Here is a 26,657-nt window from a genome sequence, read left to right as displayed (position 1 = left end):
GTCAGCGGCGGCGGAAGGTCGCCGCTGCACCCGCACCCACCAGCAGGATGCCCACGATGAGCGGGAATCCCGTTTGCAGCCACTGGTACAGCGCGATGTGCATGTCGTCGGACACCGGCAGATCGCCGATCAGGCGGAAGGTGTCGTCGGGGAAGATGAAATGAATGATCCCGGGCAGCACCCCCCACACCAGCCCGGCGATGATGGTGCCCGCCGGCGAATAGGCGGCCAGGGCCGCCACCAGCAGGAACACCACCGCGGCAATGAGGATCTCGAAGGTGGAGCCGACGCGGTCGGCGAAGTCCCCGAGGATCGTCCACTGCCTGGTCCCGGCCGCGCCGCGGGCGGCGAGGACGATGCCGACCGGAGTCAGGATCAACCCCACCAGCGCGCCGGTCACCGTCCGCGAAGCACCTCCACTACTGCGAAACTCTGTACCCGGCGGAGTCCACCCCGCGGGCGACGGAAACTTCTCCGGCATCTGCGTCTCCCTGCGCACCCCCGGACGCCCTTCGTGCCCGGAACCCTATTGTCCGTCCGCACACGGGATTCCGCGCGATCTTGACCCCACCGCAACCAAGGCGGTCTCCACCGGTGTTGTGCAGGGCAGACGTTTGTCCGGTTCGGAGCATTTGCACGGTTGTCTCCGGGTCGAGATCCGCTGCGGCGGCAGGGCTCCCGACCAGGTATCTCCTGATCGAGACCGAGGCCACCGCGGGCGCACCGGATCCCGAAGCCACGGCGCAAGGCCTCCGGGCCGGCATGCACGGCCTCATCACGCTGCGTCAGGACCGGCCCAGCTTCCCCTCGCTTCCTCTCGATCGGCTGGTCGGCACGCTGGTCGACGCCCATCTGGCCGCCGGGCGCTGATCGGCTGCCTGCCCCGGCTACAGCGCAGGTCGCCTGCGCGGGCGGCAGGCGAGGGGTGCGAAGTTGGCCGAAAATCCGGGCGGCGGGCAGGTGGTGTCGGTGCGGTGGGGCACGATGGAGCGCGTGACCTCGACCGACCCCGCCACCTCGCCCGCCACCGACCCTTCGGCCTCGGCGGCGACCGGCACGTCCCGGCCGTCGCCCGATACCGCCGACGCCCGCTCGGCGGCCTCGGAGCCGGTTCGCGCGGGCGGCCTGCGGGCGGACGCCGAGTCGCTGCTGCGGGAGCTGGCCGGGCCGCAGGCGCGGCTGCGCGAGGATCAGTGGATCGCGATCGAGGCGCTCGTAGTGCAGCGGCGGCGGGCACTGGTGGTGCAGCGCACGGGGTGGGGCAAGTCGGCGGTGTACTTCATCTCCGCGAAGCTGCTGCGGGCGCAGGGCAGGGGGCCGACGGTGATCGTGTCGCCGCTGCTGGCCCTGATGCGCAACCAGGTCGCGGCGGCCGAACGCGCGGGAGTCGTTGCGGCGACCATCAATTCGGGGAATGTCACCGAGTGGGACGAGATCCACGCGCGGGTGGCGGCCGGGGATGTCGACGTGCTGCTGGTGAGTCCGGAGCGCTTGAACAACCCGGACTTCCGCGATTCGGTGCTGCCGAAGCTGGCCGCGGACGCGGGGCTGGTGGTGATCGACGAGGCGCACTGCGTGTCCGACTGGGGTCACGATTTCCGGCCGGACTATCGGCGGATCCGCACGCTCATCGCCGATCTCGGGTCCGAGGTGCCGGTACTGGCGACCACCGCCACCGCCAACGACCGGGTGGTGACCGATGTGGCGACCCAGATCGGCACGGACACCTTGGTTTTGCGTGGCAGTCTGGACCGGGAGTCCCTGCATCTGTCGGTGGTGCGCATCCCCGATGCGGTGCAGCGCACGGCCTGGCTCAGCCGGCGGCTGCACCAACTGCCGGGCTCCGGCATCGTCTACACGCTCACGGTGGCCGCGGCCCACGATCTCGCCGACGTTCTCAACTCACACGGACACGACGTCGCCGCCTATACCGGGCAGACCGACCCCACCGAACGCGAAGCCCTCGAGGCCGCGCTGCTGAACAACGAGGTGAAGGCGCTCATCGCCACCTCCGCGCTCGGAATGGGTTTCGACAAGCCGGATCTCGGCTTCGTCGTGCACCTCGGCGCGCCCTCCTCCCCCATCTCCTACTACCAGCAGGTGGGCCGTGCGGGCCGCGGCACCGAGCGGGCGGAGGTGGTGCTGCTGCCCGGCCACGAGGACCGGCAGATCTGGAGTTACTTCGCGTCGGTGGCCTTCCCGCGCGAGCACATCGTGCGCTCGGTGCTCGCCGCCCTCGACACCGACCGGCCGCTGTCCACCGCCGCCCTCGAACCGCTGGTCGAGCTCAACCGCTCCCGTCTGGAGATGGTGCTCAAGGTGCTGGACGTGGACGGCGCGGTGCGCCGGGTGCGCGGCGGCTGGCTGGGCACCGGTCAGCCCTGGGCCTACGACACCGAGCGCTACGAGCGGCTCAGTGTGGCGCGCGAGGCCGAGCAGCAGGCCATGATCGACTACGAGTCCACCACCGAGTGCCGGATGACGTTCCTGCGCAGGCAACTCGACGATCCCGGCCTCACCGCGGACGCCCGCTGCGGCCGCTGCGACAACTGCACCGGCACCCGCCTGGACATCACCGTCGACGCCGCCGACCTGGCCGATATCCGCACCCGCCTGGACCGCCCCGGCATCGATCTCGCGCCCCGCAAGCAGTGGCCCACCGGCCTGGCCAAACTCGGAATCCCGTTGTCCGGCAAGATCACCGACGGCCCCGAGACCGGCCGCGTCCTGGGCCGCCTCAGCAACCTCGGCTGGGGTCAGCGCCTGCGCCCACTCCTCGACGGCCCCGACGCCCCGATCCCCGACGAGGTCTTCCGCGCCTGCACCACCGTGCTGCGCGAATGGAATTGGGCCCAGCGCCCCACCGCCGTCATGGCTCTGGACTCCGGCGCGCACCCGATCCTGACTCGCTCACTGGCCGCCCGCCTCGCCGAGGTCGGCCGCCTGACAGACCTCGGCGTCCTCCACCTGCGCCCCGACCTGCCACCGGTCTCCGCCGCCAACTCGGCCCACCGGGTGGCCGCCCTCCACAATGCCTGGGAGACACCGGATCTCACCGCGGTCGACGGCAAGCGCGGGGAGGCGGAGCGTATCCTGCTGGTCGACACCCTGACCGACACCGGCTGGACCTTCACCATGGCCGCCCGCATGCTGCGCGCCGCGGGCGCCGCCGCCGTCCTCCCCTTCGCGCTGGCCACCCCATCCTGACCACCCCGCGGGCTCAGGCGTCGGCGGGCGGGCGGCGGTTCTTGAGGTCGTCGATGGCGTCGACGTAGCGGAGCATCAAGCGGGCGAACTCGAGGCGGTCCTGTTCGGGCCATTCGGCAGTGATGTATTCGTACGTGGCACGCTGCCGGCGACGGAAGGTGCGCATGAACTCGAGGCCCTGCTCGCTCAGCTCGAGGACCGCGCGCCGGCCGTCCAGCTGGGACGGGACCCGCCGCAGGTAGCCGGCCTTGATGCTGTCGGCGACCATGCGGCTGGCCACCGAGGGATCGACGCACATACCCGCGGCGATACCGCCGACCGTCATCTCCTGCCCGGGATCATGGGGTTCTCGGCCGGTGCCCTGAGGGCAGCCGAGCACCATGCCCAGCAGCAGGGCGCGGGTCGAATCCTTGGTGCTGATGGGGTCTTCGACCTCCTGGAGGACACCGCGGCGGAGCTTGCCGAATGCCGGTCCGATGGCATCGAGCAGCTCGTCGGGGGTGCGGTCGTCCTGGGTCATGGGCACATCGTATCTGCATGCATTCAGGAACATATGTGTTGACTAACAAATGTGTGCATGACAGCATGCATTTGTCCATCTGCATGGATTCTCACTCGATCGGAGTACGCCATGACCATCCTCGTCACCGGCGCCCGCGGCCAGATCGGCCGCGCCGTCCTCACCACCCTGCACGCCCGGGGGCTGCCCGTCCGCGCGGCCAGCAAGGACCCGTCCGCCCTCGACCTCCCCGCCGGAATCGAGGCCGTCGCACTGCGCGGCGACGATCCCGAAAGCCTCACCGCCGCACTGGAAAACGTGCGCCAGGTCTTCCTCTACGCCGACCCCGGCACCGCGACCACCTTCGTGCGGGCCGCCGAGCAGGCCGGAGTCGAGCACGTCGTACTGCTGTCGTCCTCCGCGGTCGACTCCCCCGACGCCGCTTCCAATCCCATCGGCGCCAGCCACCTGGCGGTCGAAAAGGCGCTCGCCGCTTCGACTCTCGCCACCACCACGCTGCGACCGGGCGGATTCGACAGCAATGCCTTCGGCTGGATCCCGGCCGTCTCGGCGGGACAGCCCATCGAGCACGCCTACCCGGACGCCGCCCTGGCCATGATCCACCCACTGGATATCGCCGATATCGCGGTCGCCGCCCTCACCGGCCCCGAATTGCGCGGCCGCACAGTCAGTCTCACCGGCCCCGAGGCGATCAGCTTCCGCGCGCAGATCGCCGCGCTGTCGGAGGCCATCGGCCGGGAGATCCCGATCGTCACCATCACCCCGGAGCAGGCACAGGCACAGCTGTCACAAACCATGCCGCCGTACATCGTGGACGCCCTGCTGACCATTTGGGCGCTCACCACCGAGCAGCCCGAAACCCCGGCCGACACCACCGACACCCTGCTGGGCATCCCGGGCCGCACCTTCGCGCAGTGGGCCCGCGAGCACGCCGCCGCCTTCACCGCCGCCTGACCCGCGCCACGCCGGGCTGATTGCCCGCCGTCACGGAAACCACTGCCCACCAGGGACGCAGCGCGTAGGCTCAGGCAAATCCCGCAGTCGCCGAACGATCCCGGGGAGTTCATCATGGCGTCCGCACCACTCAAAGCTCCACCGTTGCCGTTCCTGCGCGCCATCACCTGGCTCCGAGACGGCATGTACGCCCTGCATCGGCGGATGGTTCCCGGGCACATCGCGCTGCTGGAACTGGCCACGGCCGGATATCTCAGTCAGGCCACCTGCGCGGCGGCCGAGCTGGGCATCGCGGACGCGCTCGCCGAGGGCCCCAGGCAGCCGGCCGACCTCGCAGCGGCGGTCGGCGCGAACGAGGACGCGCTGCGGCGGCTCATGCGCCTGCTGATCAGTGCGGGCGTGTTCGCCCAGCGCCGGGACGGCGCGTACGAGCTGACCGGCATGTCGCAGGCGCTGCGCTCGGATGCGCCGGTCACGCTGCGGGATCTGCTCCTGTTCTTCGGGGCCGATCTGCATCGCAAGCACTGGACGCACCTCAGCGGCTCGGTCCGGTCCGGCGGATCACTCTGGCCCGAGCTGGAAGGCATGGAGTTCTTCGAGTTCGCCGACAAACACCCCGAGGCCGGGGAGATCTTCGACCGCGCCATGACCAGCGTCAGCGGTCTGTCCAACGAGCCGTTGCAGGCCGCCTTCGACTTCGGCCGATTCGGCTCGATCGTGGATGTCGGCGGCGGGCGCGGCAGCCTGCTCGTCGATATCCTGCGACGCCACCCCGCCATGCGCGGCACCGTCTTCGACCTGCCCCGCGTGCGGGAAGGCCTCGAGGAAGAGCTCCGGATGCCGGGCCTGACCGGCCGTCTGACCTTCGAGCCGGGCAGCTTCTTCGACTCGGTCCCCAAGGGCGCCGACGCCTACCTGCTCAAACACATCCTGCACGACTGGTCGGACGAGGATGCCGAACGCATCCTGCGCACCATCCGCGCCGCCATGGAATCCGAGGCGCGCCTGCTCATCATCGAAATGGTCATGCCGCAACACCACCGCCCCCACCCGGGCAAGATCATCGACCTGGAGATGCTGATCCAGACCCGCGGCGGCCGGGAACGCACCCAGACCGAATTCGGAAACCTGCTCTCCCGCAGCGGATTCGTGCTCACCGGGGTGACCGCGTCCGCCGCCCCCGACTGTGTGATCGAGGCCCATCCGGCGTGGTGATCGGGCCTGACCGCCCCGATGAGTGAGGCGCCCGCGGGGCGTGTGCAGCACAAGGTCACACGCCCGGCGGGGGCCTCCCGCCACCCGGATGCGGTTGCCGCACCGGCACTTCAGGCGGAGCGGCGGACTCTCGGGCCGACAACCCCTGCGGCCCGATCGGTCCAGCCGTCCGCCATCTGCGCCAGCAGGAACCAGGCGGCGTGTACTTGTTCGTCCGTTACGTTCTCGGCCGTCCGGAGCAGATGCACGGCGCGCACATGGGCGGCCGCCATCGCATCCACCACGGCCCCGAGGGATTCGGCCCGCGCTGCACCCCTCGGCAGCGCCCGGCTCGTCACCCACTCGTCGATGAACGAGACCAGTTGAGCGCGTAGCTCGTCGATCCCGCCCGCGTCGCCGGACTGTTCCCGCCGCTGCAGGTGCAGTTCGGCCAGCGCCCGGGCCCAGCGGGTGACCGCGTGGTCCTCGGGCTGATCACCGATGTGGCCGCAGAAGGCGGCCAGCAGTTCATGCCAATCGGGCAGTAGTGGGCGTTCGGCGAACCTCTCCTCGAAACTCGTGTCACGTCCGCTCGCCCGCCACAGCTGTGTGCTATCAGGTTGCGGTACGTACATACCTACCTCCACGGGCGGTGCGGCGCACCCGGAGCCGCGGGCGATCACCGGACCGCGAGCCCGGCGCGGCAAGGGCGGACCGCGCCGGATCCAGGCGACCGCTATCGGCGAAGGGCACATCTCGATGCGGCACCGGGTGCTCCTCAAGCATGAACCTCCGGGCCGTCCCGCCCACTGCCCTTCCCCCGCCCTCCCCCTGCCCCTCGCCCGAGCGACCAACCGACCGGTTCGCGGCGTTACTTCGCCTCTCCCCCAATGCAATTCGCTCGTAACCGGCGCTTCGCCTCCGTGAGCCGCGGGCGAAACCGGACCTTCACCAGGGCTAGACCTTCACCAGATCGTCGGCATGCACGACCGGGCGCTGCATGCTGTCGGGGAGGGCGGTGGTGGAACGGCCCTTCATGGTCTCCAATTCGTCGCTGTCATAGGCGGCTACGCCGCGGGCGACGAGCCGGCCGTCGGGCGCGATCAGATCGATGACGTCACCGGCATAGAAGTGACCCGCCACCTCGGTGATGCCCGCCGCCAGCAGCGAGTGGCGGCGCTCCGACACGGCCGCGACCGCGCCCGCGTCCAGATGCACCGCGCCCCGGGCATCGGCAGCGTGCCGGACCCAGAACTTGCGAGCCGAGAGCCGCACCGGACGCGCGGCGAAGGCGGTGCCCACGGTCGCGCCCGAAAGCGCCGCCGCCGCCGCATCCGAAGCCGCGGCCAGCAGCACCGGCACGCCGGCATCCGCGGCCAGGCGGGCCGCCGACAGCTTCGAGGCCATGCCGCCGGTACCCAGCGCGCCACCGGATCCGGCGATGACGCCGTCCAGATCGGCGCTGCTGCGCACCTCGGGAATGAAGTTCGCCGCACCCTTGCGCGGATCGCCGTCGTAGAGGCCGTCGACATCCGACAGCAGGATCAGGGCATCCGCGCCGACCAGGTGGGCCACCAGCGCCGCCAGCCGGTCATTGTCGCCGAACCGGATCTCTTCCGTTGCGACAGTGTCGTTCTCGTTCACCACCGCAATGGCGTGCAGTGAGCGCAGGCGGTCGAGGGTGCGCTGGGCATTGCGATGCGGCTCCCGGCGGCCGAAGTCGCCCGCGCTCAACAGCACCTGGCCGACGACGCGATCGTAGCGGGCGAAGGAGGTGCCCCAGGCGTGTGCCAGCGCCAGCTGCCCGACACTCGCGGCGGCCTGCTTGGTGGCGAGATCCCTTGGGCGCTTGGACAATCCGAGCGGGGCCATGCCCGCGCCGATGGCGCCCGAGGACACCACCACCAGATCCGATCCCGCGCGCATGCGGGCCTCGACCGCATCGGCCAGCCGATCCAGCCGGCCGGTGTCGAGGCCGCCCTCCAGGGAGGTCAGCGCCGACGAGCCGATCTTCACCACGACACTGCGCGCCGACGCGATCGCCTGCCGCGCCGCACTGAACTCGCCGGATCCAGCACTGAGCTCTCCGAGTCCAGCGCCCTGTCCCGTCACCTGAGTGCCGCTCGAACCCACTTGCACCACACCTCAATTCGCCCGCGGCGCCGCAGCGCCGTCGCACCCGAATCCGTTGCCCACCCGCGTCGGCCGCCCGCTCCGTCGCGAACGGCCCTGCGGCACTGTATTACTCGTCGTCCTCGGTCACCAGACCGCGGCGCACGCGCGAGGCGTGCTTGCGTTCGGCGGCGCCGATGCGTTCGGTCTGATCCAGGCGCGGGTCCACGCCGCGGCGGGTCATCAGAGTCTCCACACCGGCGGAAATCGAAGGCTCCCAATCGAAGCAGTAATCCGCGATGGTGACCGACGCACCCGGCTCCGCACCGAGCTTGACCAGCTCGTCCTCGACACCGAGGCGGGCCAGCCGGTCGGCCAGGTAGCCCACGGCCTCGTCATTGTCGAACTGGGTCTGGTGCACCCACCGCTCGGGCCGCTCGCCGATGACGATGAAGCCGCCCTCGACCTCGGGATCCTGAATGACCCGGAAACCGCTGTCGCCCTTGGCGACCGGTCGGATGATCTGCCGCTTCGGCTCCGCCTTCGGATGCGCCGCCCGGTACTCGGCGACCATCTCCGCGAGCGCGAAAGTCAACGGCCGCAAGCCTTCCCGGCTCACCGCCGAGATCTTGTAGACCGGCCAGCCGCGCTTCTCGAACTCCGGCAGCACGAACTCGGCCAGCTCGTCGGCATCCGGGATATCGGCCTTGTTCAGGATGACCACGCGCGGGCGATCCGCCAGATCACCCAGACCGGCGTCGCCCACCAGCGCGGGCTGGTACGCGGCCAGCTCGGCCTCCAGCGCGTCCACATCCGACACCGGGTCACGGCCCGGCTCCAGCGTCGCGCAGTCCACCACGTGGGCCAGCACCGCGCAGCGCTCCAGATGCCGCAGGAAATCCAGGCCCAGGCCGCGGCCCTCGCTCGCACCCGGGATCAGACCGGGCACATCGGCCACGGTGAAAGTGGTGTCACCCGACAGCACCACACCGAGATTCGGCACCAGCGTGGTGAACGGGTAATCCGCGATCTTCGGCTTGGCCGCCGACAGCACCGACACCAGCGACGACTTGCCGGCCGACGGGAAGCCCACCAGGCCCACATCCGCCACCGACTTCAGCTCGAGCACCAGCTCGCGCTCCTGGCCGTCCTCGCCGAGCAGCGCGAAACCGGGCGCCTTGCGCGCCTTGGACACCAACGCCGCATTGCCCAGCCCGCCGCGACCGCCCTGGGCCGCCACATACTGCGCGCCCACGCCGATCAGGTCCGCCAGCACCTCGCCATCGGTACTCATCACCACGGTGCCGTCCGGCACCTTCAGCAGCAGCCCCTCGCCCTGCTTGCCATTGCGGTTGCTGCCCTCACCGGGCTTGCCATTGCCGCCCTTGGCATGCGGATGGAAGTGGAAGTCCAGCAGGGTGTGCACATTGGGGTCGACCTCGAGGATCACATCCCCGCCATTGCCGCCATTGCCGCCATCCGGGCCACCCAGGGGCATGAACTTCTCACGCCGCACCGAGGCACACCCGTGCCCACCCTTGCCCGCGCGCACGTGCAAAACGACACGGTCGATGAATTTGGACATATCGGTGATCATCCTCCTTCAGGACTAGTCGTCAGCAATGCCGCTCGGAGTAGCGGCATTTCAATACCTCATTGCTCGGTCCGCCCGGCCCCACCGGGCCGGGCGGACCCTGCTGTGCTGGTTCACAGAACCCGCAAACAGCAAAGCGGGCCAGGGTTACTTCGAACCCTGACCCGCTCGGAAGCTTGTGGAGCGAACTCCGGTGCGCCGGTCAGGCGTTCACCGGCTCCGGAACCACGATGTTGACGGTCTTGCGACCACGCTTGGTGCCGAACTGCACCGCGCCCGCCTCGAGGGCGAACAGCGTGTCGTCGCCGCCACGGCCGACGTTGACGCCGGGGTGGAAGTGCGTGCCGCGCTGGCGAACCAGGATCTCGCCGGCCTTGACGGCCTGACCGCCGAAGCGCTTCACACCGAGCCGCTGGGCATTCGAATCGCGACCGTTGCGCGAGCTGGATGCACCCTTCTTATGTGCCATTTCAGAACTCCTCGTGCCGGGGTGCGAACCCCAAGTCGGATTACTTGATGCCGGTGACCTTCAGGACCGTCAGCTTCTGACGGTGGCCCTGACGCTTGTGGTAGCCGGTCTTGTTCTTGAACTTGTGGATGCGGATCTTCGGGCCCTTGGTCTGTTCGACGACCTCGGCGGACACGGAAACCTTCGCCAGCTTGTCAGCATCGGTGGTCAGCTCGGCGCCGTCAACGACCAGCACCGGCGACAGCGACACCGCGGTGCCCGGCTCACCCTCGATCTTCTCGACCTTCACCAGGTCACCGACCGCGACCTTGTACTGCTTTCCGCCGGTCTTGACGATCGCGTACGTTGCCATCGGTCGGCTGCCCTTCTTTCTCTTCAAGTGCGCGAAGTGCTCGGCACTCTGCTCACACGGCCGGTCGCCCGGTTCGCACCGGAAACCGCCGCAGACTGGTCTGGTGGTTTTCACCGCCGCCTCGGGCCTTTGGTTCTACCGAACCGAACCGGGCCCACTCACAGCACTAGTCACAACAGAGTGCCGTCGCAGGGGGCAGCGACTGACCAAGACTACAGGACACGGCCGACCCCCTCCAAACCGGGCCGCCGCCCACCACAGATGGTGTTCGTCACCGACCGAAAAGGCCGTGGCCCCGCCGGAATTCGGGCGGGGCCACGGCCTGTTGACGGGAGCCGGCTAGTTCTCGCCCTCCGGCGCACCGGCGGGACGGCCCGCGGCCCGGCGACGCGGGCGAGCCCGCGGCGGCACCACGGCCGGAGCCAGATCGTCCAGGTTGAAGCCCGGCTTGTCGGACTGATCCGCGTTGGAGAGCACGAACACCGCGCCCTGGCTGTCGGCGGCCGGGGCCGAGGCCGTGCGCGCCACCCGGCGACGGGTGGGACGACGACCGGGCTGCGCTTCCGCGGCGGCCACGGCGGCGTGGGCCTCCGCGATCGGCGATTCCGTTGCCACGGGCTCGGACTCGACCACGACGGTGTCCACAGCCGGCGCGGTGCCGTTGGTGGCCGGTGCGGTCTCGACCGCCGCCTCCTCGGTGGCGGTCTCGATCTCGGATACCGCGCGTTCGGCCAGGGCGGCCTCGGCGGCGGCGTTCTCGGCCTCGCGAACGATCACGGACTCGGCGGCCGTGACATCGGCCACGCTCGCCGATTCACCCTCGGCCAGCAGCGCATTCGCGGCATCGGCGGCCGCGATGGCGTCCTCGTCCGCCGCGTGCACGGCCTCGTCGGCGGCGTGCGCGGCCATGGCCATGGCCACCGGGTGGGCGCGCTTGGCCGCGGCCTGCTCGGCCTTGACCTCGTGCTTCTCGGCCTTCTCCTCGACCACCGGCTCGACGGCGGGGGCCTCGGCGGCGGCCGCGCTGCGGTCCTTGCGGCGGCGGCGCGAACCCTCACGACGGCTCACACCCTCGCCGCCGTCCCCGGCCGGAGCCGACGACTCGACGGGGTAGTTGTGCACCAGGATGCCGCGGCCGTGGCAGGTCTCGCAGGTGGTGGAGAATGCCTCGACCAGGCCGGTGCCCAGCTTCTTGCGGGTCATCTGGACCAGGCCCAGCGAGGTGACCTCGGAGACCTGGTGACGGGTGCGGTCCCGGCCCAGCGCCTCGGTGAGGCGGCGCAGCACCAGATCCCGGTTCGACTCCAGGACCATGTCGATGAAGTCGACGACGATCATGCCGCCGATATCGCGCAGCCGCATCTGGCGCACGATCTCCTCGGCCGCCTCCAGGTTGTTGCGGGTCACGGTCTCTTCGAGATTCGACCCGCCCGACCCGGTGAACTTGCCGGTGTTGACGTCGATGACGGTCATGGCCTCGGTGCGGTCGATCACCAGGGTGCCGCCGGAGGGCAGCCACACCTTGCGGTCGAGCGCCTTGGCCAGCTGCTCGTCGATGCGCAGGGAACCGAACACGTCGACGCCGTTGTTCTCGTGCCGCTCGACCCGGGCCAGCATGTCCGGGGCGACCGTGCGGACGTAGTTCTCCACCGTGGTCCAGGCACGCTCGCCCTCGATGACCAGCTTGGAGAAGTCCTCGTTGAACAGGTCGCGGACCACCTTGACCAGCAGGTCCGGCTCTTCGTACAGGGTCTTCGGCGCGCCCGAGCCGTTCTTGGACTGCTCCTCGATGGTGCGCCAGGTCGCCTGTAGCCGTTCCACATCGCGGGCCAGCTCGGCCTCGGAGACACCCTCCGACGCGGTGCGGATGATGACGCCCGCGTCCTGCGGCACGATGTCGCGCAGGATCTCCTTGAGCCGCTTGCGCTCGGTGTCGGGCAGCTTGCGGGAGATACCGGTCGAGGTGCCGCCCGGCACGTACACCAGGAAGCGACCGGCCAGGCTGATCTGCGTGGTCAGGCGGGCGCCCTTGTGGCCCACCGGATCCTTCGAGACCTGCACCAGCACGGTGTCACCGGGCTTGAGCGCCTGCTCGATCTTGCGCTCCTTGCCGCCCAGACCGGCGGCCTCCCAGTTCACCTCACCCGCGTACAGCACGCCGTTGCGGCCGCGGCCGATGTCGACGAACGCCGCCTCCATCGACGGCAGCACGTTCTGCACCTTGCCGAGGTACACATTGCCGACCATCGACGCCGACCCGGTGGAGGTCACGAAGTGCTCGACCAGGATGTTGTCCTCGAGCACCGCGACCTGGGTGGTGGAGGTGGGGTGCTCGGAGAAGTGCTTCTCGCGCACCACCATCACCCGGTCCACCGCTTCGCGGCGGGCCAGGAACTCCGACTCGGTCAGGATGGGCGGACGCCGGCGGCCGGCCTCGCGACCGTCCCGGCGGCGCTGGCGCTTGGCCTCCAGGCGGGTCGAGCCGCTGATCCCCTGCACCTCGTCCACCTGCGCGGCGCGGCGCTTGCTGCGCGGCTCGCGCTCGTGCACGACGGTGTTCGGCGGATCGTCGTCGGCGGCCTCGGGCTCGTTGTCGTCCCCGCCCTTGCGGCGGCGACGGCGACGGCGGCGACGGCTGCTCGAGCCCTCGGGCACGGCCGCGCCCTCGTCCTCGTCCTCGTCGACGTCGGCGGATTCGGCCGACTCGTCGGCCTCGCCCTCGAGCTGCTCGTCGCCCTCGGCCTCATCGGTGTCGTTGTCGCCGTGCTGTTCGCCACGACCGCGGCCGCGACCCCGGCGACCCCGGCGGCGACGCCGCGAGGTGCCTTCACCGCGCTGGTCGCGGTCCTGGTCGCCGTCCCACTCGCCCTCGTCCTCGGTGTCCTCGGACGCGGCTTCCTCGGTGACGGCCTTGGCCTCGAGCTCCTGCTCCTCGGCGACCGGTTCCTCGGCCCGGGCCTTGCGACCGCCGCGCTCGGCGCGGCGCTGGCGGCGGGCGTCCTCGGCGGCCGCGGCATCCGGCGCCTGGAACAGCGGCGCGGCCACCACGGCGGACGGCTGATACTGGACCGGCTCCTCGAGCTGCGGCTCGGTCTGGAACGGGCTCGCGAACAGGGTGGTCTGCTTGACCGCGGGCGCGGCGCCCGCGATGTCCTCGACGGCCTCCACCTCCTCGGCGGCGATCTCGTCGGCCGCCCGGTCGTCGCCGGCGGCGATGGCCGCGTCGACAGTGGTCTCGGCGATCGGCTCGGGCCCGGCCGGGGCAGGTTCGACGAGCTCGACGTCACGCGGGCCGAAGGCGTCACGGACGGTTTCGGCGACGGTGCGGTCCAGACTCGATTGCGGGCTTCGCGCCTGCGCGCCCATCTCGGTCAGGTGGGCCAGAATACGTTTGCTGGTAGTGCCCAGCAGCTTCGCCAGTGCGTGCACTCGGATCCGTTCCGGCAATTGTTCGGCAGCCGGGGTGATCTGAGCGCCCTCCCCTTCACCGTTGCTCTGCGATGCTTCCAGCGGCTCTTGATCGGCCACGAAATCTCCTCGGGGCCCCCGGGCGCGTTCCTCCGAGGAGTGACGCGGCCGACGCGGGGGCGCTGTCTTGTTGGCCTCACGCCCGGGGGCGCGAGATCGTAAGTCTTCGCGCCGCGTGCCCCGTTATCACCGGTATCTCGTCGTTCGGGCTAACAGGTCACGTGGCGCCTGGTTGGTTTGGCTCAACGCCGTTTCACGAGCGTTCATCCAGCGTGCCTGCCCGGCGGCCGAGTCTTGGAAGCCGTCGGCGGCAGCGATGATCGTCCGTCGCTCCGCGGTGTCAATCGAAGGTGAACGCCCCCGGCCGCAAACGGCCGGCGTCGGTCACTTCCAGAGCCAGTATCCCACACCACGCCGGAGCGTCGTGCCCGCGCGGCCCGGAGCGGGCCTCGCGAGTCTGACGCGGACCGCGCCGCCTCCGACCGGTGTGGCGGAGGGCCGCCCGCCCGCGCCTGCCTTCCGGGGCGCAGGGGCGGGCGGCTGCCTCTGCCTTCGGGGTCTCCCCCGGACCTATCGAGTGTGTGCGGGGAGCGGTGCCCCGCACGGGTTCAGAGCGCGAATTCCGGGAACCAGAGCGAGATCTCGCGCTTGGCGGACTCGGGCGAGTCGGAGCCGTGCACGAGGTTGTACTGGGTCTCGAGGGCGTAGTCGCCGCGGATGCTGCCGGGGACGGCCTTCTCGACCGGGTCGGTGCCGCCCGCGATCTGACGGAACGCGGTGATGGCGCGCGGGCCCTCGAGCACGGCCGCGACCACCGGGCCGGAGGTGATGAATTCGATGAGCGATCCGAAGAACGGGCGCTCGGCATGCTCGGCGTAGTGCACGGCGGCCAGCTCGGGCGAGACGTTCACGAGCTTCAGCGCCGCGATCTTCAGACCCTTGCGCTCGATCCGGGTGATGATCTCCCCGACGAGGCCGCGGGCCACGCCGTCGGGCTTGATGAGTACCAACGTCTGCTCAGTCACGCCGACACAGTACCGCCTCCCCGAAACGCCAGCGCACGGCCGGGAGCCGTCGCCGGCCCCATTCGCGTGCCGGCGGTCAGGATGCGAAGCAATTTTGGACGTACCCGACGAGTTACCCCGGGCGCAACGAAATCAGTTGTCGCCTGGGGTAACGAGAACTCATGCGCCGGACATGCGCTGACTGGGCAGCGTCCCCGCGTTCATCCGCTTCTGCACATCGGAGCGCAGGAACAGGATGAAGACCCAGACGGCGACGAAGACCACACCGATCACCAGGATCGACAGGTGGATGAAGCCGCCGAGCAGCAGGGCCGCCTGCAGGGCCAGGTTGAACGGGATGGCCCAGGGCCGGCGCTGCAGGCCCGCGCCCAGGAACATGACCACGGCCAGGCCGACCACGTAGAGGACGGACCACCAGCGCAGGCCGCCGCCGACCGCGCCGATCACCGGCAGCGCCAGCAGCACGGTGATGGCCTCGAGGACCAGGGTGCCGGCCATGACGCCGCGCAGGCCCTTCCACGGGTCGGTGGCGGGCGGCGGGACGTCGGGCGTGGCGTCGGAGGTCATACGGGATCCTTTCCGAACAGGCTGCGGGCGGCCCCGGCGGTGACGACCGAGCCGGTGATGACTATGCCCGCACCGGAGACCAGTTCGCCGTCCTCCCCGCCCTCGGCGAGGGCGATGGCGGTCTCGATGGCGTCGGCCAGGTCGTGGGCGACGGCCACGCGTTCGTCGCCGAAGCGCTGGACCGCGAGGTTGGCCAGGTCGTCGACGGGCAGGGCGCGCGGGGAGCCGTTCTCGGTGACGACGATCTCGTCGAAGACCGGTTCCAGGGCGTCGAGGATGCCGCCCGCGTCCTTGTCGCCCAGCACCGCGATCACGCCGACCAGTTTGCGGAAGTCGAATTCGCTGGTCAGCGTGGCCGCCAGGGCCGCGGCCCCGTGCGGGTTGTGGGCGGCGTCGATGAAGATGGTGGGCGCGCTGCGCATGCGCTCCATCCGGCCGGGGCTGACGGCGGCCGCGAATCCGGCTCGTACGGCATCGATGTCGAGCTGCCGGGACGCGCCCGCGCCGAAGAACGCCTCGACCGCGGCCAGCGCCAGCACCGCGTTGCGGGCCTGGTGCTCGCCGTGCATGGGCAGGAAGATCTCGTCGTAGACGCCGCCGAGCCCTTGCAGCTCCAGCATCTGGCCGCCGATGGCGACGCGACGGGACAGCACCTGGAACTCCGAGCCCTCGCGGGCGACGGCCGCGTCGACCTCGACCGCGCGGCGCAGCAGCACCTCCATGGCCTCGGGTTCCTGCTGGGCGATGACGGCGACGGTGTCGCGCGGGACGAGGTCGTCGGCGGGGGCCTTCTTGATGATCCCCGCCTTCTCCCCCGCGATGGAGGTGAGGTCGGGGCCCAGATAGTCGATGTGGTCCAACCCGATCGGGGTGATGACGGCGACCTCACCGTCGATCACATTGGTGGCGTCCCAGCGACCGCCCATCCCGGTTTCCACCACGGCCACGTCCACCGGCGCTTCGGCGAAGGCCGCGTAGGCCATCCCGGTGAGCACCTCGAACTTCGACATGGCCGGGCCGCCTGCGGCTTTCGACTGCGCGTCGATCATCTCCACGTACGGCAGCAGTTCGCGGTAGATCTCGACATAACGCCCGGGCGTGATGGGCGCGTTGTCGATGGCGATGCGCTCGGTGGCCAGCTGCAGGTGCGGGCTGGTGATGCGCCCGGTGCGCCGGTGCAGCGCGGTGAGCAGCGAGTCGATCATGCGGGTGACCGAGGTCTTGCCGTTGGTCCCGGCGACGTGGATGGCCGGATAGGACTGCTGGGGCGAGCCCAGCAGGTCCATCAGCGTCGCGATGCGGGTGAGCGACGGCTCGATCTTGGTTTCCGGCCAGCGCTGGTCGAGTTCGGCCTCGACCAGCGCCATCTCGGCCAGGTCCACCGGCGAGGTGCCGCTGCTCAGCGGGGCGCCCTCGGCGTACTGACGTTCCGGTTCGTCGTTCATTGGGCCGCCAGCTTGGCGATCTCGGCGAGGCGGGCGGTGATCCGCTCGACGTCGCCCTCGGCGATCTCCTTGCGCGCCTTGATCTTCGCGACCACGTCCTCGGGGGCCTTGGCCAGGAACGCCTCGTTGCCGAGCTTGCCGGTGGTGCCGGCCAGTTCCTTCTGGGCGGCGGCGAGGTCCTTCTCCAGGCGGCGGCGCTCGGCGTCGAGGTCGACCGTGCCGGAGGTGTCGATCTCGACGGTCACCGTGGCGGTGCTCAGGCGCACCTCGAGCGAGGCGGTGGCGGCGAAGCCGTCACCGGCCGGGGTGAGCTTGGCCAGGTTGGCGATACCGGCCTCCTGGGCGCGCAGGTCGGCGGTGTCGATGCCGTTGAGCTTGGCGGCCACCTTCTGGCTGTCGGCCAGGCCCTGGTCGGAGCGGAAGCGGCGGATCTCGGTGATCAGCTTCTGGGTGTCCGAAACCCGGCGGGCCGCAACCGCGTCGGCGGTGGCGCCGGAGACGGCCGGCCAGGCCGAGATGACGATGGACTCGCCCTCGGCGCCGTCGGTGAGGGCCTGCCACAGCGTCTCGGTGACGAACGGGACGGCCGGATGCAGCAGGCGCAGCACGGCGTCCAGGACGGTGCCGAGCACCAGGCGGGTGCTCGCCGCGCGCTCCTCGGACTCGGCGAACTGCACCTTCGCCAATTCCAGGTACCAGCTGCAGAATTCGTCCCACGCGAAGTGGTACAGACCCTCGAGGGCCTTGCTGAACTCGTAACGGTCCAGGGCCGCATCGACTTCGGTGACGACCTCGTCGAGGCGGTCCAGGATCCAGCGGTCGGTGTCGGTGAGGCTCGCGCGCGCGGGCAGTTCGCCCGGCTGCGCGCCGTTCATGAGCGCGAACTTGGTGGCGTTGAACAGCTTGGTGATGAAGCTGCGCGAGGCCGTCACGTGCGGGGTGCCGACCGAGAGGTCGCCGCCGGGCTGCGCGCCGCGGGCGAGGGTGAATCGGGTGGCGTCGGCGCCGTATTCGTTGATCCAGTCCAGCGGGTCGATGCCGTTGCCGCGCGATTTGGACATCTTCTTGCCGAACTCGTCGCGAATCAGGCCGTGCAGGAACACGTCCTGGAACGGGACCTGCTTCTGGTTCGGGTCCTTGCCGACGGTGAGCACCGGGTCGTCGGAGACGAACATGCCGAACATCATCATCCGGGCGACCCAGAAGAAGAGGATGTCGTAGCCGGTGACCAGCACGCTGGTCGGATAGAACGTGCTCAGCTCGGGCGTCGCGTCCGGCCAGCCCATGGTGGAGAAGGGCCACAGGCCCGAGGAGAACCAGGTGTCGAGCACGTCCGGGTCCTGGACGTAGCCCTCGGGGGCCTGCTCGTCGGGTCCGACGCAGACGATCTCGCCCTCGGGGCCGTACCAGATCGGGATGCGGTGCCCCCACCACAGCTGGCGCGAGATGTTCCAGTCGTGCATGTTGTCGACCCACTCGAACCAGCGCGGTTCCTGGCTGGCGGGGTGGATCTTGACGTCGCCGTTGCGGACCGCGTCACCGGCGGCCTTGGCGATGCCCTCGACCTTCACCCACCACTGCATGGACAGGCGGGGTTCGATGGGTTCGCCGGAGCGCTCGGAGTGGCCGACCTGGTGGATGTAGGGATACTTGCGCCCGACCACCCGGCCCTCGGCCTCGAGCCGCTCGCGGATCTTGAGCCTGGCCTCGAAGCGGTCCATCCCGTCGAATTCGGTTCCGCTGTCGGCGATCTTGCCGGTCTTGTCCATGATGGTGGGCATGGGCAGGTTGTGGCGCAGGCCGAGCTCGAAGTCGTTGGGATCGTGCGCCGGGGTGATCTTGACCGCGCCGGAACCGAATTCGGGGTCCACGTAGTCGTCGGCGACGATCGGGATCTGGCGGCCGGTGATCGGGTGGTAGACCGTGGTGCCGATGAGGGCCTGGTACCGCTCGTCGTCGGGATGCACCGCGACGGCCGTGTCACCCAGCATCGTCTCCACCCGGGTGGTGGCCACGATCACGTGCGGCTCATCGTCGTTCAGCGAGCCGTAGCGCAGGGAGACGAGTTCGCCCTCGACCTCCTTGTGGTCCACCTCGAGGTCGGAGATGCCGGTCTGCAGCACCGGTGACCAGTTCACCAGGCGCTCGGCGCGGTAGATGAGGCCCGCGTCGTAGAGGCGCTTGAAGATGGTCTGCACGGCCCGGGAGAGCCCGTCGTCCATGGTGAAGCGGTCGCGGCTCCAGTCCACACCGTCGCCGAGGCGGCGCATCTGACCCTGGATCTGGCCCCCGGACTCGCGCTTCCAGTCCCAGACCTTGTCGACGAACAGCTCGCGGCCGAAGTCCTCCTTGGTCTTGCCGTCGACGGCGAGCTGCTTCTCCACCACGGTCTGGGTGGCGATACCCGCGTGGTCCATGCCGGGCAGCCACAGCACCTCGAAGCCCTGCATGCGCTTGCGGCGGGTGAGCAGGTCCATGAGGGTGTGGTCGAGGGCGTGGCCCATGTGCAGGGTGCCGGTGACGTTCGGCGGGGGCAGCACGATCGAGTAGGCGGGCTTGGCGCTGCCCGGGTCGGCGGCGAAGTAACCGGCGGCTACCCAGCGCTCGTACAGGTCGGCCTCGACATCGCTGGGGTTCCAGCTCTTGGGGAGGGCATCGGCACGATTACGCGGGTTCTCAGAGGCTGCGCTGGTCACCGGTCGATTCTAAGGGCTGGGATTATCGCCGAACGACCGGGTTTTTCCTAGGCCCGATTTACCGGCGGAGCGAGCCCGGATGGATAGCCGAAGGGCGAGGCTTCCGACGGATGAGGGACACCGGAAGCCTCGCCCTCGATGGTCAGCCTACCGCCGTTTCGGGCCCCACTCCCGGATCCAAAGGCAATTCTCAGGTTCTGACCCAAATGGGCCAGGGTAGACCAGATTTCGTTGCATCGACGTTGCGTCCGCCGCATTGTTTTCGCGTCGTGACAAGCGCATTGCGAGGTCCCGGCGGAGCGACCGGCGGGTAACCTGTCGAGCATGAATCCGATTGTCTCGCGGGTGATGTCGACGGTCGCCGGGCAGCTGGGAAATCCGCACGGAGTGCTGGGCAAGGGCGTGGCGCGCCTCCTCAATCGCGGTAACCGGCCGATGATCGAGGCCGCGGTGGCGGCGACCGAGGTGGCCGCCGGTGACGCGGCCGCCGATATCGGATTCGGCGGGGGCATCGGGCTGACCCTGCTATTGGACCGGATCGGGTCCGGCACGGTGACCGGTGTCGAGCTCTCCCCCGACATGCTGGCGCGGGCGCGATCGGAGTTCGCGGCCGACGTCTCGTCCGACCGCCTGCGCCTGGCCGAGGGCTCCCTCACCGAGCTCCCGTTCCCGGACGCCGCCCTGGATGCCGTGATCACCTGCAACACTATCTATTTCGTGCCGGACCTGGATCGCGCCTGCACCGAGCTGGCACGGGTCCTCGCACCCCAGGGCCGCTTGGTGATCGGCATCGGCGACCCGGACGCCATGGCGAAAATGCCTTTCGCCCCATACGGATTCACCCTCCGCCCGGTCGCCGCGGTGAAGGATGCGCTGGAGCGGGCCGGGCTGACGGTTGCTCACCAGCTCCTGCCGCGGAAGCCGATTTCTGGAAACTTGCTCATCGCACGCCCGTCCTAGCCGGCGCTCCGACCGCCTGTCGCATTTGCCCGGTCAGAGCATGTGAGCTGAATCACTTTTACCTGTCAGAGTGACATAAATCACTCGAGCCTTGCCATGGTGACCTGCGGTGATGTGTTCTGGCTACCCGGCTGGATCCAGTCGCCACAGTTCACCGCAGTAATCGATACAGCTCCGCAGGACATCTCTCCCGCCGCTGGAAAGCGAGTCATCATGCGTGTTCGAACCTTTGCTCTTGCCGCGGCCGCCTGCGCGGGGCTCGGTCTGGCCGGATCTGCCTGGGCCGGAACCGCTTCCGCCGCAACCCCGTTCGTGATTCCGCAGATCGGCGCGGCGGGGGTGGAGCTCGATCACGGTGAGACGCAGGCCCTGGCCGAGAGCCCGATTCCGGCGCTGGTCGACCGGTATGCGCCGCATGATGCCGTTATCGTGGGGCTGCAACCCGATTCGACTCTCCTCGAGAACGGCCATGCCGTCTTCGCGGATATGCCCGCGATCGTCGGTGAGGCCGCGGCGCATCCCGGCGGCTCGGTGGATGTGGTGCTGAGCCCGAAGGGTTTGGGCGTCTTTCAGGTCTGGTGAGAATTCCAGCCCACCTTCCTCCGACCCGATATGACAGATGCGCCCCATGCCGAAAGGCATGGGGCGCACTGCTTTTGCCGGACGACCGGACGCGGTCGGGCGGTACGACAGGGGTCAGGGGACCAGCACGTCCAGGGCGCCCCGGGCGGCGCGGAAGTGCGCGGGGAGCAGTCCGGCCGGGTCGCCGTCGGCGGTGGCGGGCGCGCCGGGAGCGGTCAGGCGGATCTCCCGGGCCTGGTACTGGACCGAGGCGGGATGGTCGATGCGCTTGCCGGAGGACAGGGTCGGGAGCAGGCGCAGCATCTCCAGCCGGGACATGGCCCCGACCACGGTCAGGTCCAGCAGGCCGTCGTCGATGAGCGCGTCGGGGCAGATGAGCATGCCGCCGCCGTAGGTGCGGGTATTGCCGACGGCGACCATGACCGCGTCCAGTTCCAGGACGGTGCCGTCCGGATGGTCGGGTGAGCCGGTCAGTTCGATGCGGTAGGGCACGGCCAGCTTGCCCGCGAGTTCGAGCAGGGCGGCGACGGTGTAGCGCATCGGGCCGCTGGGCCAGCGGAGAGCGTTGGCGCGCAGGGTGACTCGCGCGTCGAGGCCGGTGCCGGTGACGGTGGCGAACCAGAGGGCGCGGCCCGACTCCTCGGTTTCCACGGTGCCGAGATCGATGGCGCGGGTCCGGCCGCCCACGACCGCGGCCACCGCGGCGTCGGTGTCGTCGGGGACGCCGAGTTCGCGGGCGAGGTCGTTGCCGGTGCCGCCGGGGATCAGGCCGAGGGGGACGCCGGTGCCGACCAGGGCCTGCAGCACCACGCCGACCAGTCCGTCACCGCCCGCCGCCACCACGGCGTCGGGGCGGGCGTCCGGGTCGGCCAGCGCCTTGCGCACCAGCCGTTCGCTCTCGGCGGCCGACTCACCGCGGATCTCGGTGACCTGGACACCGCGGGCGGCGAAGCGGTTCGCCGCCTCCACGGCGACCAGCGCGCCCTTGCCGTGACCGGACAGCGGGTTGGTCACCAGGGCGATGGAGCGGATCGTTGTCACGGAATCAGCTTCCCAGGGTTGAGGATTCCGGCGGGGTCGACGGCATTCTTCACCGCACGCAGCACCTGCACACCCAGATCGCCGATCTCGTCGGTCATCCACGGCCGATGGTCGGCGCCCACCGCGTGATGGTGGGTGATGGTGCCGCCCGCGGCCACGATGGCGTCGCCCGCGGCCCGCTTGGCGACGGCCCACTGCGCGATCGGGTCCGCGGCCTGCTTGCCGACGACGGTGAAGTACAGCGACGCGCCGGTCGGGTAGGTGTGCGAGATGTGGCACATGACCAGCGCGGGGGTGCCCTGGGCGGTGAGCGAATCGGTCAGCGCCGCAGTCACCTTCGCCTTGAGGTTGGCGAGATCGGCCCAGCTGGTGGCGGTTTCGAGGGTCTCGCAGAGCACGCCCACGTCCAGCAGCGCATCACGCAGGTAGGGGGCGGCGAAGCGGCCGTGTTCCCATTCCCGGGCGGGGGTTTCGCCGAGCGCGGTGCCGCCGGCGGCGGCCAGCAGGGCGGCGGCCTCGGCACTGCGGGCGGCCACGTGCGCGGCGGTGCCCTCGAAGGTGGTGACCGCGAGGCAGCCGCCGACGGGCGCGCCGCCGATGTCCCCGGCGCGGGCCAGGTTCAGGCCGGTCTCGGCCTCGTCGGACAGGCGCATGACGGTGGGGGCGGCGCCGGCCTGGATGACGGTGCGCAGCGCATTGGCGCCGGTGGCGAAGTCGGGGAACGACCAGGCATGGTAGCCGGTGGTTTCCGGGACCGGGTGCACGCGCAGGGTGACGCCGGTGATGATGCCGAGGGTGCCCTCCGAACCGGAGAACAGTTCGCGCAGGTCGGGTCCGGCGGCCGAGGCGGGCGCCCGGCCGAGGTCGAGATCGCCTGCGGGCGTGGCGATCCGGAGCCGCTGGATCATGTCGTCGAAGCGGCCGTAGCCGGCCGAGGCCTGGCCCGAGGAGCGGGTGGCCGCGAAGCCGCCGATGGTGGCGTATTCGAAGCTCTGCGGAAAGTGGCCGAGCGAAAGACCTTGGCGGGCAAGCAGTTCCTCTGCCTGCGGGCCGGACAGGCCCGCGCCCAGGGTGGCGGTGCCGCTGACCGGATCGACGTCGGTGAGGGTGTCGAGGCGGCGCAGATCGAGGGCGACGACGGCCGGGAAGCGGCCGCGCGCGGGATCCAGGCCGCCGACCACGCTGGTGCCGCCACCGAAGGGCACGACCGCGATGCCCTTGGCGGAGCAGTACTTCAGCAGCGCGAGGACCTGATCGTGATCGGCGGGGAAGACGACGGCGTCGGGCGCGTCCTGCTCACCGTCGGCGCGGCGGCGCAACAGGTCGGGCGTGGATTTGCCGCCGGCGCGCAGCAGGCGGTCGCGATGGTCGATCGACAGGTGCTCGGCTCCGACCACCGCGACGAGCCCGGCGTGCTGTTCCGGCGTGAGCGCCGAAGCGCGCAGCGGCACGTCGCCCTCATCGCGACGGGTCACCGGCTCACCGGACACCCCGAAAACCTGTGCGAGCAGTCCCCGAATCTGGTCGGACAGCGGTTTGTGTCCGGACGGGGAGCCCCAGGCGTCCCACACCATACTCGCGCGAACCTGCGGCTCGCCCGGGTTTTCCGTGGACGCGGTAGCTGCTTGTGTGTCGACCATGCGTTACAGTCTGACATAGAATGTCAAGCAGTAACGACAACGACTACTCTCCGGTGGTGGCAACCATGAGTTCGACCGAACCATCCTCCGCCGTCGATCGGGCCATCCTCGACGCGGCACGCGCCTGCGTGGCCGAATTCGGCGTCCGGCGCACCACCCTGACCGAGGTGGCCCGCCGCGCGGGCGTCAGCCGGCCGACGGTGTACCGCCGCTGGCCCGATACCGGGTCCCTGGTGGCGGACCTGCTGGTGCGGGAACTGCGCGAGATCATCACCGACACCGCGCCCAGCACGGGCAGCGCGCGCGAGCGGCTGGTCGGGGCCATTGTCGGCGGCGGCGCGGTGATGCGCCGGAATCCCCTGTTCGCCAAGATCTTCCGCGCCGACACCGACATCATGCTGACCTACGTGTTCGAGCGGCTGGGCCGCAATCAGCGCGCCCTCATCGACCTGTTCGCCGACGCCATCCGAGAAGGTCAGGCCGACAACTCGATTCGCGCCGGGGATCCCCGGCAGCTGGCCGCCATGCTGCTGCTGATGGCCCAGTCCGCGGTCCAGTCGGCGACCGCCTTCGCCCCGGTTCTGGATGGCGACCACCTCGATACCGAACTCGCCTACGCCCTGCACGGCTACCTGACCCCCACCGGCACCTCACCGGGGACCCGGTAGCTCCACATTCTCGACAACCGACAGCGGCACTGACCGAAAGGCCTTCCCATGACTTCGAATACGGCTCGCCCCGACTCGTCGCTCAACGCGGCGCGGCGGCGGCGAGAGCTGTCGGCACTCGGTGACGACGCGGCGATCGATGTGCTGGTGATCGGTGGCGGCATCACCGGTGTGGGTGTGGCGCTGGATGCCGCCGCCCGCGGGTTGCGGACGGTACTGGTGGAGAAGCACGACTTCGCGTTCGGCACCAGCCGCTGGAGTTCCAAGCTGGTACACGGCGGGCTGCGGTATCTGGCCAGCGGCGGGGTCGGGATCGCACACGAGAGCGCGGTCGAGCGCGACATCCTGCTCACCCGCACCGCGCCGCATCTGACCCGGGCGCTGCCGCAGGTGGTGCCGCTGCTGCCGAATATCGGTGCGGCGCAGAAGCTGCTGGTGCGGACCGGCTTCCTGGCCGGGGACGTACTGCGCCGGGCGGCGGGCACGCCGGCATCGGTGCTGCCGCGGTCGCGGCGGGTGGCGGCGGCCGAGGCGCTGCGGCTGGCCCCGACGGTGCGCCGGGCCGGGCTGCGAGGCGGGCTGCTGGCCTGGGACGGGCAGCTGGTGGACGATGCGCGGCTGGTGGTGGCCATCGCCCGCACGGCGGCCCGGGAGGGCGCGACGGTACTGACCCGGGTCGAGGCCATGAATGTCACCGGTGGGAAGGCCACGCTGACCGACACACTCACCGGCGAAACCCTGGACGTGACAGCGCGTTCGGTCGTGAACGCCACCGGCGTGTGGGCCGATCAGGTGGATCCGAGCATCGAACTGCGGCCCTCGCGCGGCACGCACCTGGTGTTCGACGCCGCCGCGTTCGGCGGCCTCACCGCCTCGCTGACCGTGCCGATTCCGGGCAGCACCAGTCGTTTCATCTTCGCGTTCCCGGCCGCGCACAACCGGGTCTATCTGGGTCTCACCGACGAGGAGGCGCCCGGCCCGGTGCCGGACGTCCCGCACGCCACCGACGGCGAGATCGACTTCCTGCTCGACACCGTGAATACCGTGCTGCGGGAGCCGTTGCGCCGCAGCGATATTCGCGGCAGCTTCGCAGGCCTGCGGCCGCTGCTGCGCACCGGCGACGACAGCACCGCCGACATCTCGCGCGAGCACGCCGTGCTCACCTCCCCCACCGGCGTCATCACCGTGGTGGGCGGCAAGCTCACCACCTACCGGAAGATGGCCGAGGACGCGGTGGATGCCGCGGTGGCGCACGCGCACCTGGCCGCCGCACCGTGCCGCACCCGCAGCCTGCCCCTGGTGGGCGCGGTGTCCGGCGCGGCCCGCGATGCCATCCAGGCCCCGCCGCGCCTGGTCGAGCGCTACGGCAGCGAGGCCGCCGAGGTGCTCGCGCTCGCGGAACAGGATCCGGCCCTGGCGGCCGAGGTGGCGCCCGGCATGGACGTCACGGCAGCCGAATTCGCCTTCGCGGTGGCGGCCGAGGGCGCGCTGGACGTCTGCGACCTGCTCGACCGCCGCACCCGGATCGGCCTGGTCGCCGAGGATCGCAAGGCCGCGGAACCGGCCGCGCAGGCCGCTTTCGAGTAGGGCCGGGCGCCCACCGCCGAGAGATCTGTCAGCCCACCGCCGAGAGAATCGACCGTTCGGCGCCGTGCCTAGTTGGCGACGCCGCAGCCGGAGCCGGTCGGCACGCCGTTGCCGACCTGGATGTCGACGTACGGCAAGACGTCCTGCCAGTCGGGGCGGTGCTGCCAGACCTGCAGGCGGTGCGGTCCGGCGGTGACGGGCGTCCACCGGGTCTGGGCCAGCGAGCCGGAGGGAGTGGCGTAGGCGAAGGGAACCCCGTTGTCGTAGAAGACGACCGGGGTGACCGGGTCGTCGACAATGCCGTCGATGGCGTAGCTGCAGCCGGTGCCGTAGTTGGTGGCCGAGCCGAAGCTGATGCCCGGGTCGATGCCGACCCGGGTCGCGGTCGCGCCGGCGGGCGCGGCCAATCCGGCGATGGTCGCGAGCGCGGCACAGCCGATCGCGGCGGCGGTGGTGGTGGTCGTGATGATCGTGCCTCTCATGGTTCGGTCCTCATCGGTGACGCCGGAGCCGTATGCACCGGCACGATGCCTCGATCCTCGTGCCCGGATCCCGGCCATGGGCGGCATTCCCGCA

General features: G+C 70.3%; 22 protein-coding genes. 7 read left to right on the top strand and 15 right to left on the bottom strand.

Features of this window, described 5'->3' with window-relative positions:
• Position 1 precedes the first annotated feature (1 nt).
• A complete protein-coding gene (locus tag ACWEKS_RS03370; protein ID WP_452338578.1) occupies positions 2 to 400 on the bottom strand; it encodes a hypothetical protein in 399 nt (132 codons plus the stop codon).
• A gap of 584 nt (positions 401 to 984) precedes the next feature.
• Here ACWEKS_RS03370 and ACWEKS_RS03365 point away from each other — a divergent pair.
• Complete coding sequence (locus ACWEKS_RS03365; RefSeq protein ID WP_452338771.1) at positions 985 to 3,207, top strand: RecQ family ATP-dependent DNA helicase; 2,223 nt, start codon at positions 985 to 987, stop codon at positions 3,205 to 3,207.
• A 13-nt stretch (positions 3,208 to 3,220) separates the two neighbouring features.
• On the opposite strand, the gene ACWEKS_RS03360 is transcribed toward ACWEKS_RS03365, so the two are convergent.
• Complete coding sequence (locus ACWEKS_RS03360) at positions 3,221 to 3,727, bottom strand: MarR family winged helix-turn-helix transcriptional regulator (RefSeq protein ID WP_452338577.1); 507 nt, start codon at positions 3,725 to 3,727, stop codon at positions 3,221 to 3,223.
• 111 nt (positions 3,728 to 3,838) lie between these two features.
• On the opposite strand from ACWEKS_RS03360, the gene ACWEKS_RS03355 reads away from it, so the two are divergent.
• Both ACWEKS_RS03355 and ACWEKS_RS03350 read left to right on the top strand, forming a co-directional pair.
• Complete coding sequence (locus tag ACWEKS_RS03355; RefSeq protein ID WP_452338576.1) at positions 3,839 to 4,681, top strand: SDR family oxidoreductase; 843 nt, start codon at positions 3,839 to 3,841, stop codon at positions 4,679 to 4,681.
• A 114-nt stretch (positions 4,682 to 4,795) separates the two neighbouring features.
• Positions 4,796 to 5,896, top strand: a complete 1,101-nt coding sequence (locus tag ACWEKS_RS03350; protein WP_452338575.1) for a methyltransferase — start codon at positions 4,796 to 4,798, stop codon at positions 5,894 to 5,896.
• A gap of 110 nt (positions 5,897 to 6,006) precedes the next feature.
• On the opposite strand, the gene ACWEKS_RS03345 is transcribed toward ACWEKS_RS03350, so the two are convergent.
• The 10 genes from ACWEKS_RS03345 to ACWEKS_RS03300 all read right to left on the bottom strand — a co-directional run bounded on the left by ACWEKS_RS03345 (position 6,007) and on the right by ACWEKS_RS03300 (position 19,603).
• Positions 6,007 to 6,510 (bottom strand): DUF4254 domain-containing protein, encoded by a 504-nt coding sequence (locus ACWEKS_RS03345; RefSeq protein ID WP_452338574.1) that lies wholly within the window; start codon positions 6,508 to 6,510, stop codon positions 6,007 to 6,009.
• 322 nt (positions 6,511 to 6,832) lie between these two features.
• Complete coding sequence (gene proB, locus ACWEKS_RS03340; protein WP_452338770.1) at positions 6,833 to 7,915, bottom strand: glutamate 5-kinase; 1,083 nt, start codon at positions 7,913 to 7,915, stop codon at positions 6,833 to 6,835.
• Between the two features lie 202 nt (positions 7,916 to 8,117).
• Positions 8,118 to 9,572, bottom strand: coding sequence for a GTPase ObgE (gene obgE, locus ACWEKS_RS03335; RefSeq protein ID WP_452338573.1), 1,455 nt, complete (start codon positions 9,570 to 9,572; stop codon positions 8,118 to 8,120).
• Between the two features lie 211 nt (positions 9,573 to 9,783).
• Positions 9,784 to 10,050, bottom strand: a complete 267-nt coding sequence (rpmA, locus tag ACWEKS_RS03330) for a 50S ribosomal protein L27 (protein WP_067828966.1) — start codon at positions 10,048 to 10,050, stop codon at positions 9,784 to 9,786.
• Between the two features lie 40 nt (positions 10,051 to 10,090).
• The gene (rplU, locus tag ACWEKS_RS03325; protein WP_030512746.1) at positions 10,091 to 10,402 is read right to left on the bottom strand and encodes a 50S ribosomal protein L21; all 312 of its coding nucleotides are present in this window, start codon (positions 10,400 to 10,402) and stop codon (positions 10,091 to 10,093) included.
• 339 nt (positions 10,403 to 10,741) lie between these two features.
• Complete coding sequence (locus tag ACWEKS_RS03320) at positions 10,742 to 13,930, bottom strand: translation initiation factor IF-2 N-terminal domain-containing protein (RefSeq protein WP_452338572.1); 3,189 nt, start codon at positions 13,928 to 13,930, stop codon at positions 10,742 to 10,744.
• A gap of 548 nt (positions 13,931 to 14,478) precedes the next feature.
• Positions 14,479 to 14,895, bottom strand: a complete 417-nt coding sequence (gene ndk / locus ACWEKS_RS03315) for a nucleoside-diphosphate kinase (RefSeq protein WP_354834836.1) — start codon at positions 14,893 to 14,895, stop codon at positions 14,479 to 14,481.
• A 159-nt stretch (positions 14,896 to 15,054) separates the two neighbouring features.
• Positions 15,055 to 15,462, bottom strand: coding sequence for a DUF4233 domain-containing protein (locus ACWEKS_RS03310; RefSeq protein WP_452338571.1), 408 nt, complete (start codon positions 15,460 to 15,462; stop codon positions 15,055 to 15,057).
• Positions 15,459 to 16,907, bottom strand: coding sequence for a bifunctional tetrahydrofolate synthase/dihydrofolate synthase (gene folC / locus ACWEKS_RS03305; protein WP_452338570.1), 1,449 nt, complete (start codon positions 16,905 to 16,907; stop codon positions 15,459 to 15,461). Before folC ends, ACWEKS_RS03310 begins: the two co-directional genes overlap by 4 nt.
• Positions 16,904 to 19,603 carry a valine--tRNA ligase gene (locus ACWEKS_RS03300; RefSeq protein WP_452338569.1) on the bottom strand — a complete coding sequence of 900 codons (2,700 nt, stop codon included), beginning with the start codon at positions 19,601 to 19,603 and terminating at the stop codon, positions 16,904 to 16,906. Before ACWEKS_RS03300 ends, folC begins: the two co-directional genes overlap by 4 nt.
• 324 nt (positions 19,604 to 19,927) lie before the next feature.
• Here ACWEKS_RS03300 and ACWEKS_RS03295 point away from each other — a divergent pair, with 324 nt between their 5' ends.
• Positions 19,928 to 20,563, top strand: a complete 636-nt coding sequence (locus ACWEKS_RS03295; protein ID WP_452338568.1) for a class I SAM-dependent methyltransferase — start codon at positions 19,928 to 19,930, stop codon at positions 20,561 to 20,563.
• A 213-nt stretch (positions 20,564 to 20,776) separates the two neighbouring features.
• The gene (locus ACWEKS_RS03290) at positions 20,777 to 21,145 is read left to right on the top strand and encodes a hypothetical protein (protein WP_452338567.1); all 369 of its coding nucleotides are present in this window, start codon (positions 20,777 to 20,779) and stop codon (positions 21,143 to 21,145) included.
• 114 nt (positions 21,146 to 21,259) lie between these two features.
• Here ACWEKS_RS03290 and ACWEKS_RS03285 read toward each other — a convergent pair whose 3' ends face one another.
• The gene (locus ACWEKS_RS03285; RefSeq protein WP_452338566.1) at positions 21,260 to 22,186 is read right to left on the bottom strand and encodes a diacylglycerol/lipid kinase family protein; all 927 of its coding nucleotides are present in this window, start codon (positions 22,184 to 22,186) and stop codon (positions 21,260 to 21,262) included.
• On the bottom strand, positions 22,183 to 23,760 hold the full coding sequence (locus tag ACWEKS_RS03280) for an FAD-binding oxidoreductase (RefSeq protein ID WP_452338769.1): 1,578 nt from the start codon (positions 23,758 to 23,760) through the stop codon (positions 22,183 to 22,185). The genes ACWEKS_RS03285 and ACWEKS_RS03280 overlap by 4 nt, the downstream gene beginning before the upstream one ends.
• Positions 23,761 to 23,891: 131 nt before the next feature.
• Here ACWEKS_RS03280 and ACWEKS_RS03275 point away from each other — a divergent pair, with 131 nt between their 5' ends.
• Both ACWEKS_RS03275 and ACWEKS_RS03270 read left to right on the top strand, forming a co-directional pair.
• Positions 23,892 to 24,494, top strand: coding sequence for a TetR/AcrR family transcriptional regulator (locus ACWEKS_RS03275; RefSeq protein ID WP_452338565.1), 603 nt, complete (start codon positions 23,892 to 23,894; stop codon positions 24,492 to 24,494).
• 48 nt (positions 24,495 to 24,542) lie between these two features.
• Positions 24,543 to 26,081, top strand: a complete 1,539-nt coding sequence (locus ACWEKS_RS03270; RefSeq protein WP_452338564.1) for a glycerol-3-phosphate dehydrogenase/oxidase — start codon at positions 24,543 to 24,545, stop codon at positions 26,079 to 26,081.
• A 68-nt stretch (positions 26,082 to 26,149) separates the two neighbouring features.
• Here ACWEKS_RS03270 and ACWEKS_RS03265 read toward each other — a convergent pair whose 3' ends face one another.
• Positions 26,150 to 26,563 (bottom strand): hypothetical protein, encoded by a 414-nt coding sequence (locus ACWEKS_RS03265; protein WP_452338563.1) that lies wholly within the window; start codon positions 26,561 to 26,563, stop codon positions 26,150 to 26,152.
• Positions 26,564 to 26,657: the final 94 nt, after the last annotated feature.

This window comes from Nocardia sp. NPDC004711 (assembly GCF_053601595.1).
Note: the sequence above shows the minus strand (reverse complement) of the source record. Positions and strands in the feature narration are given on the sequence as shown.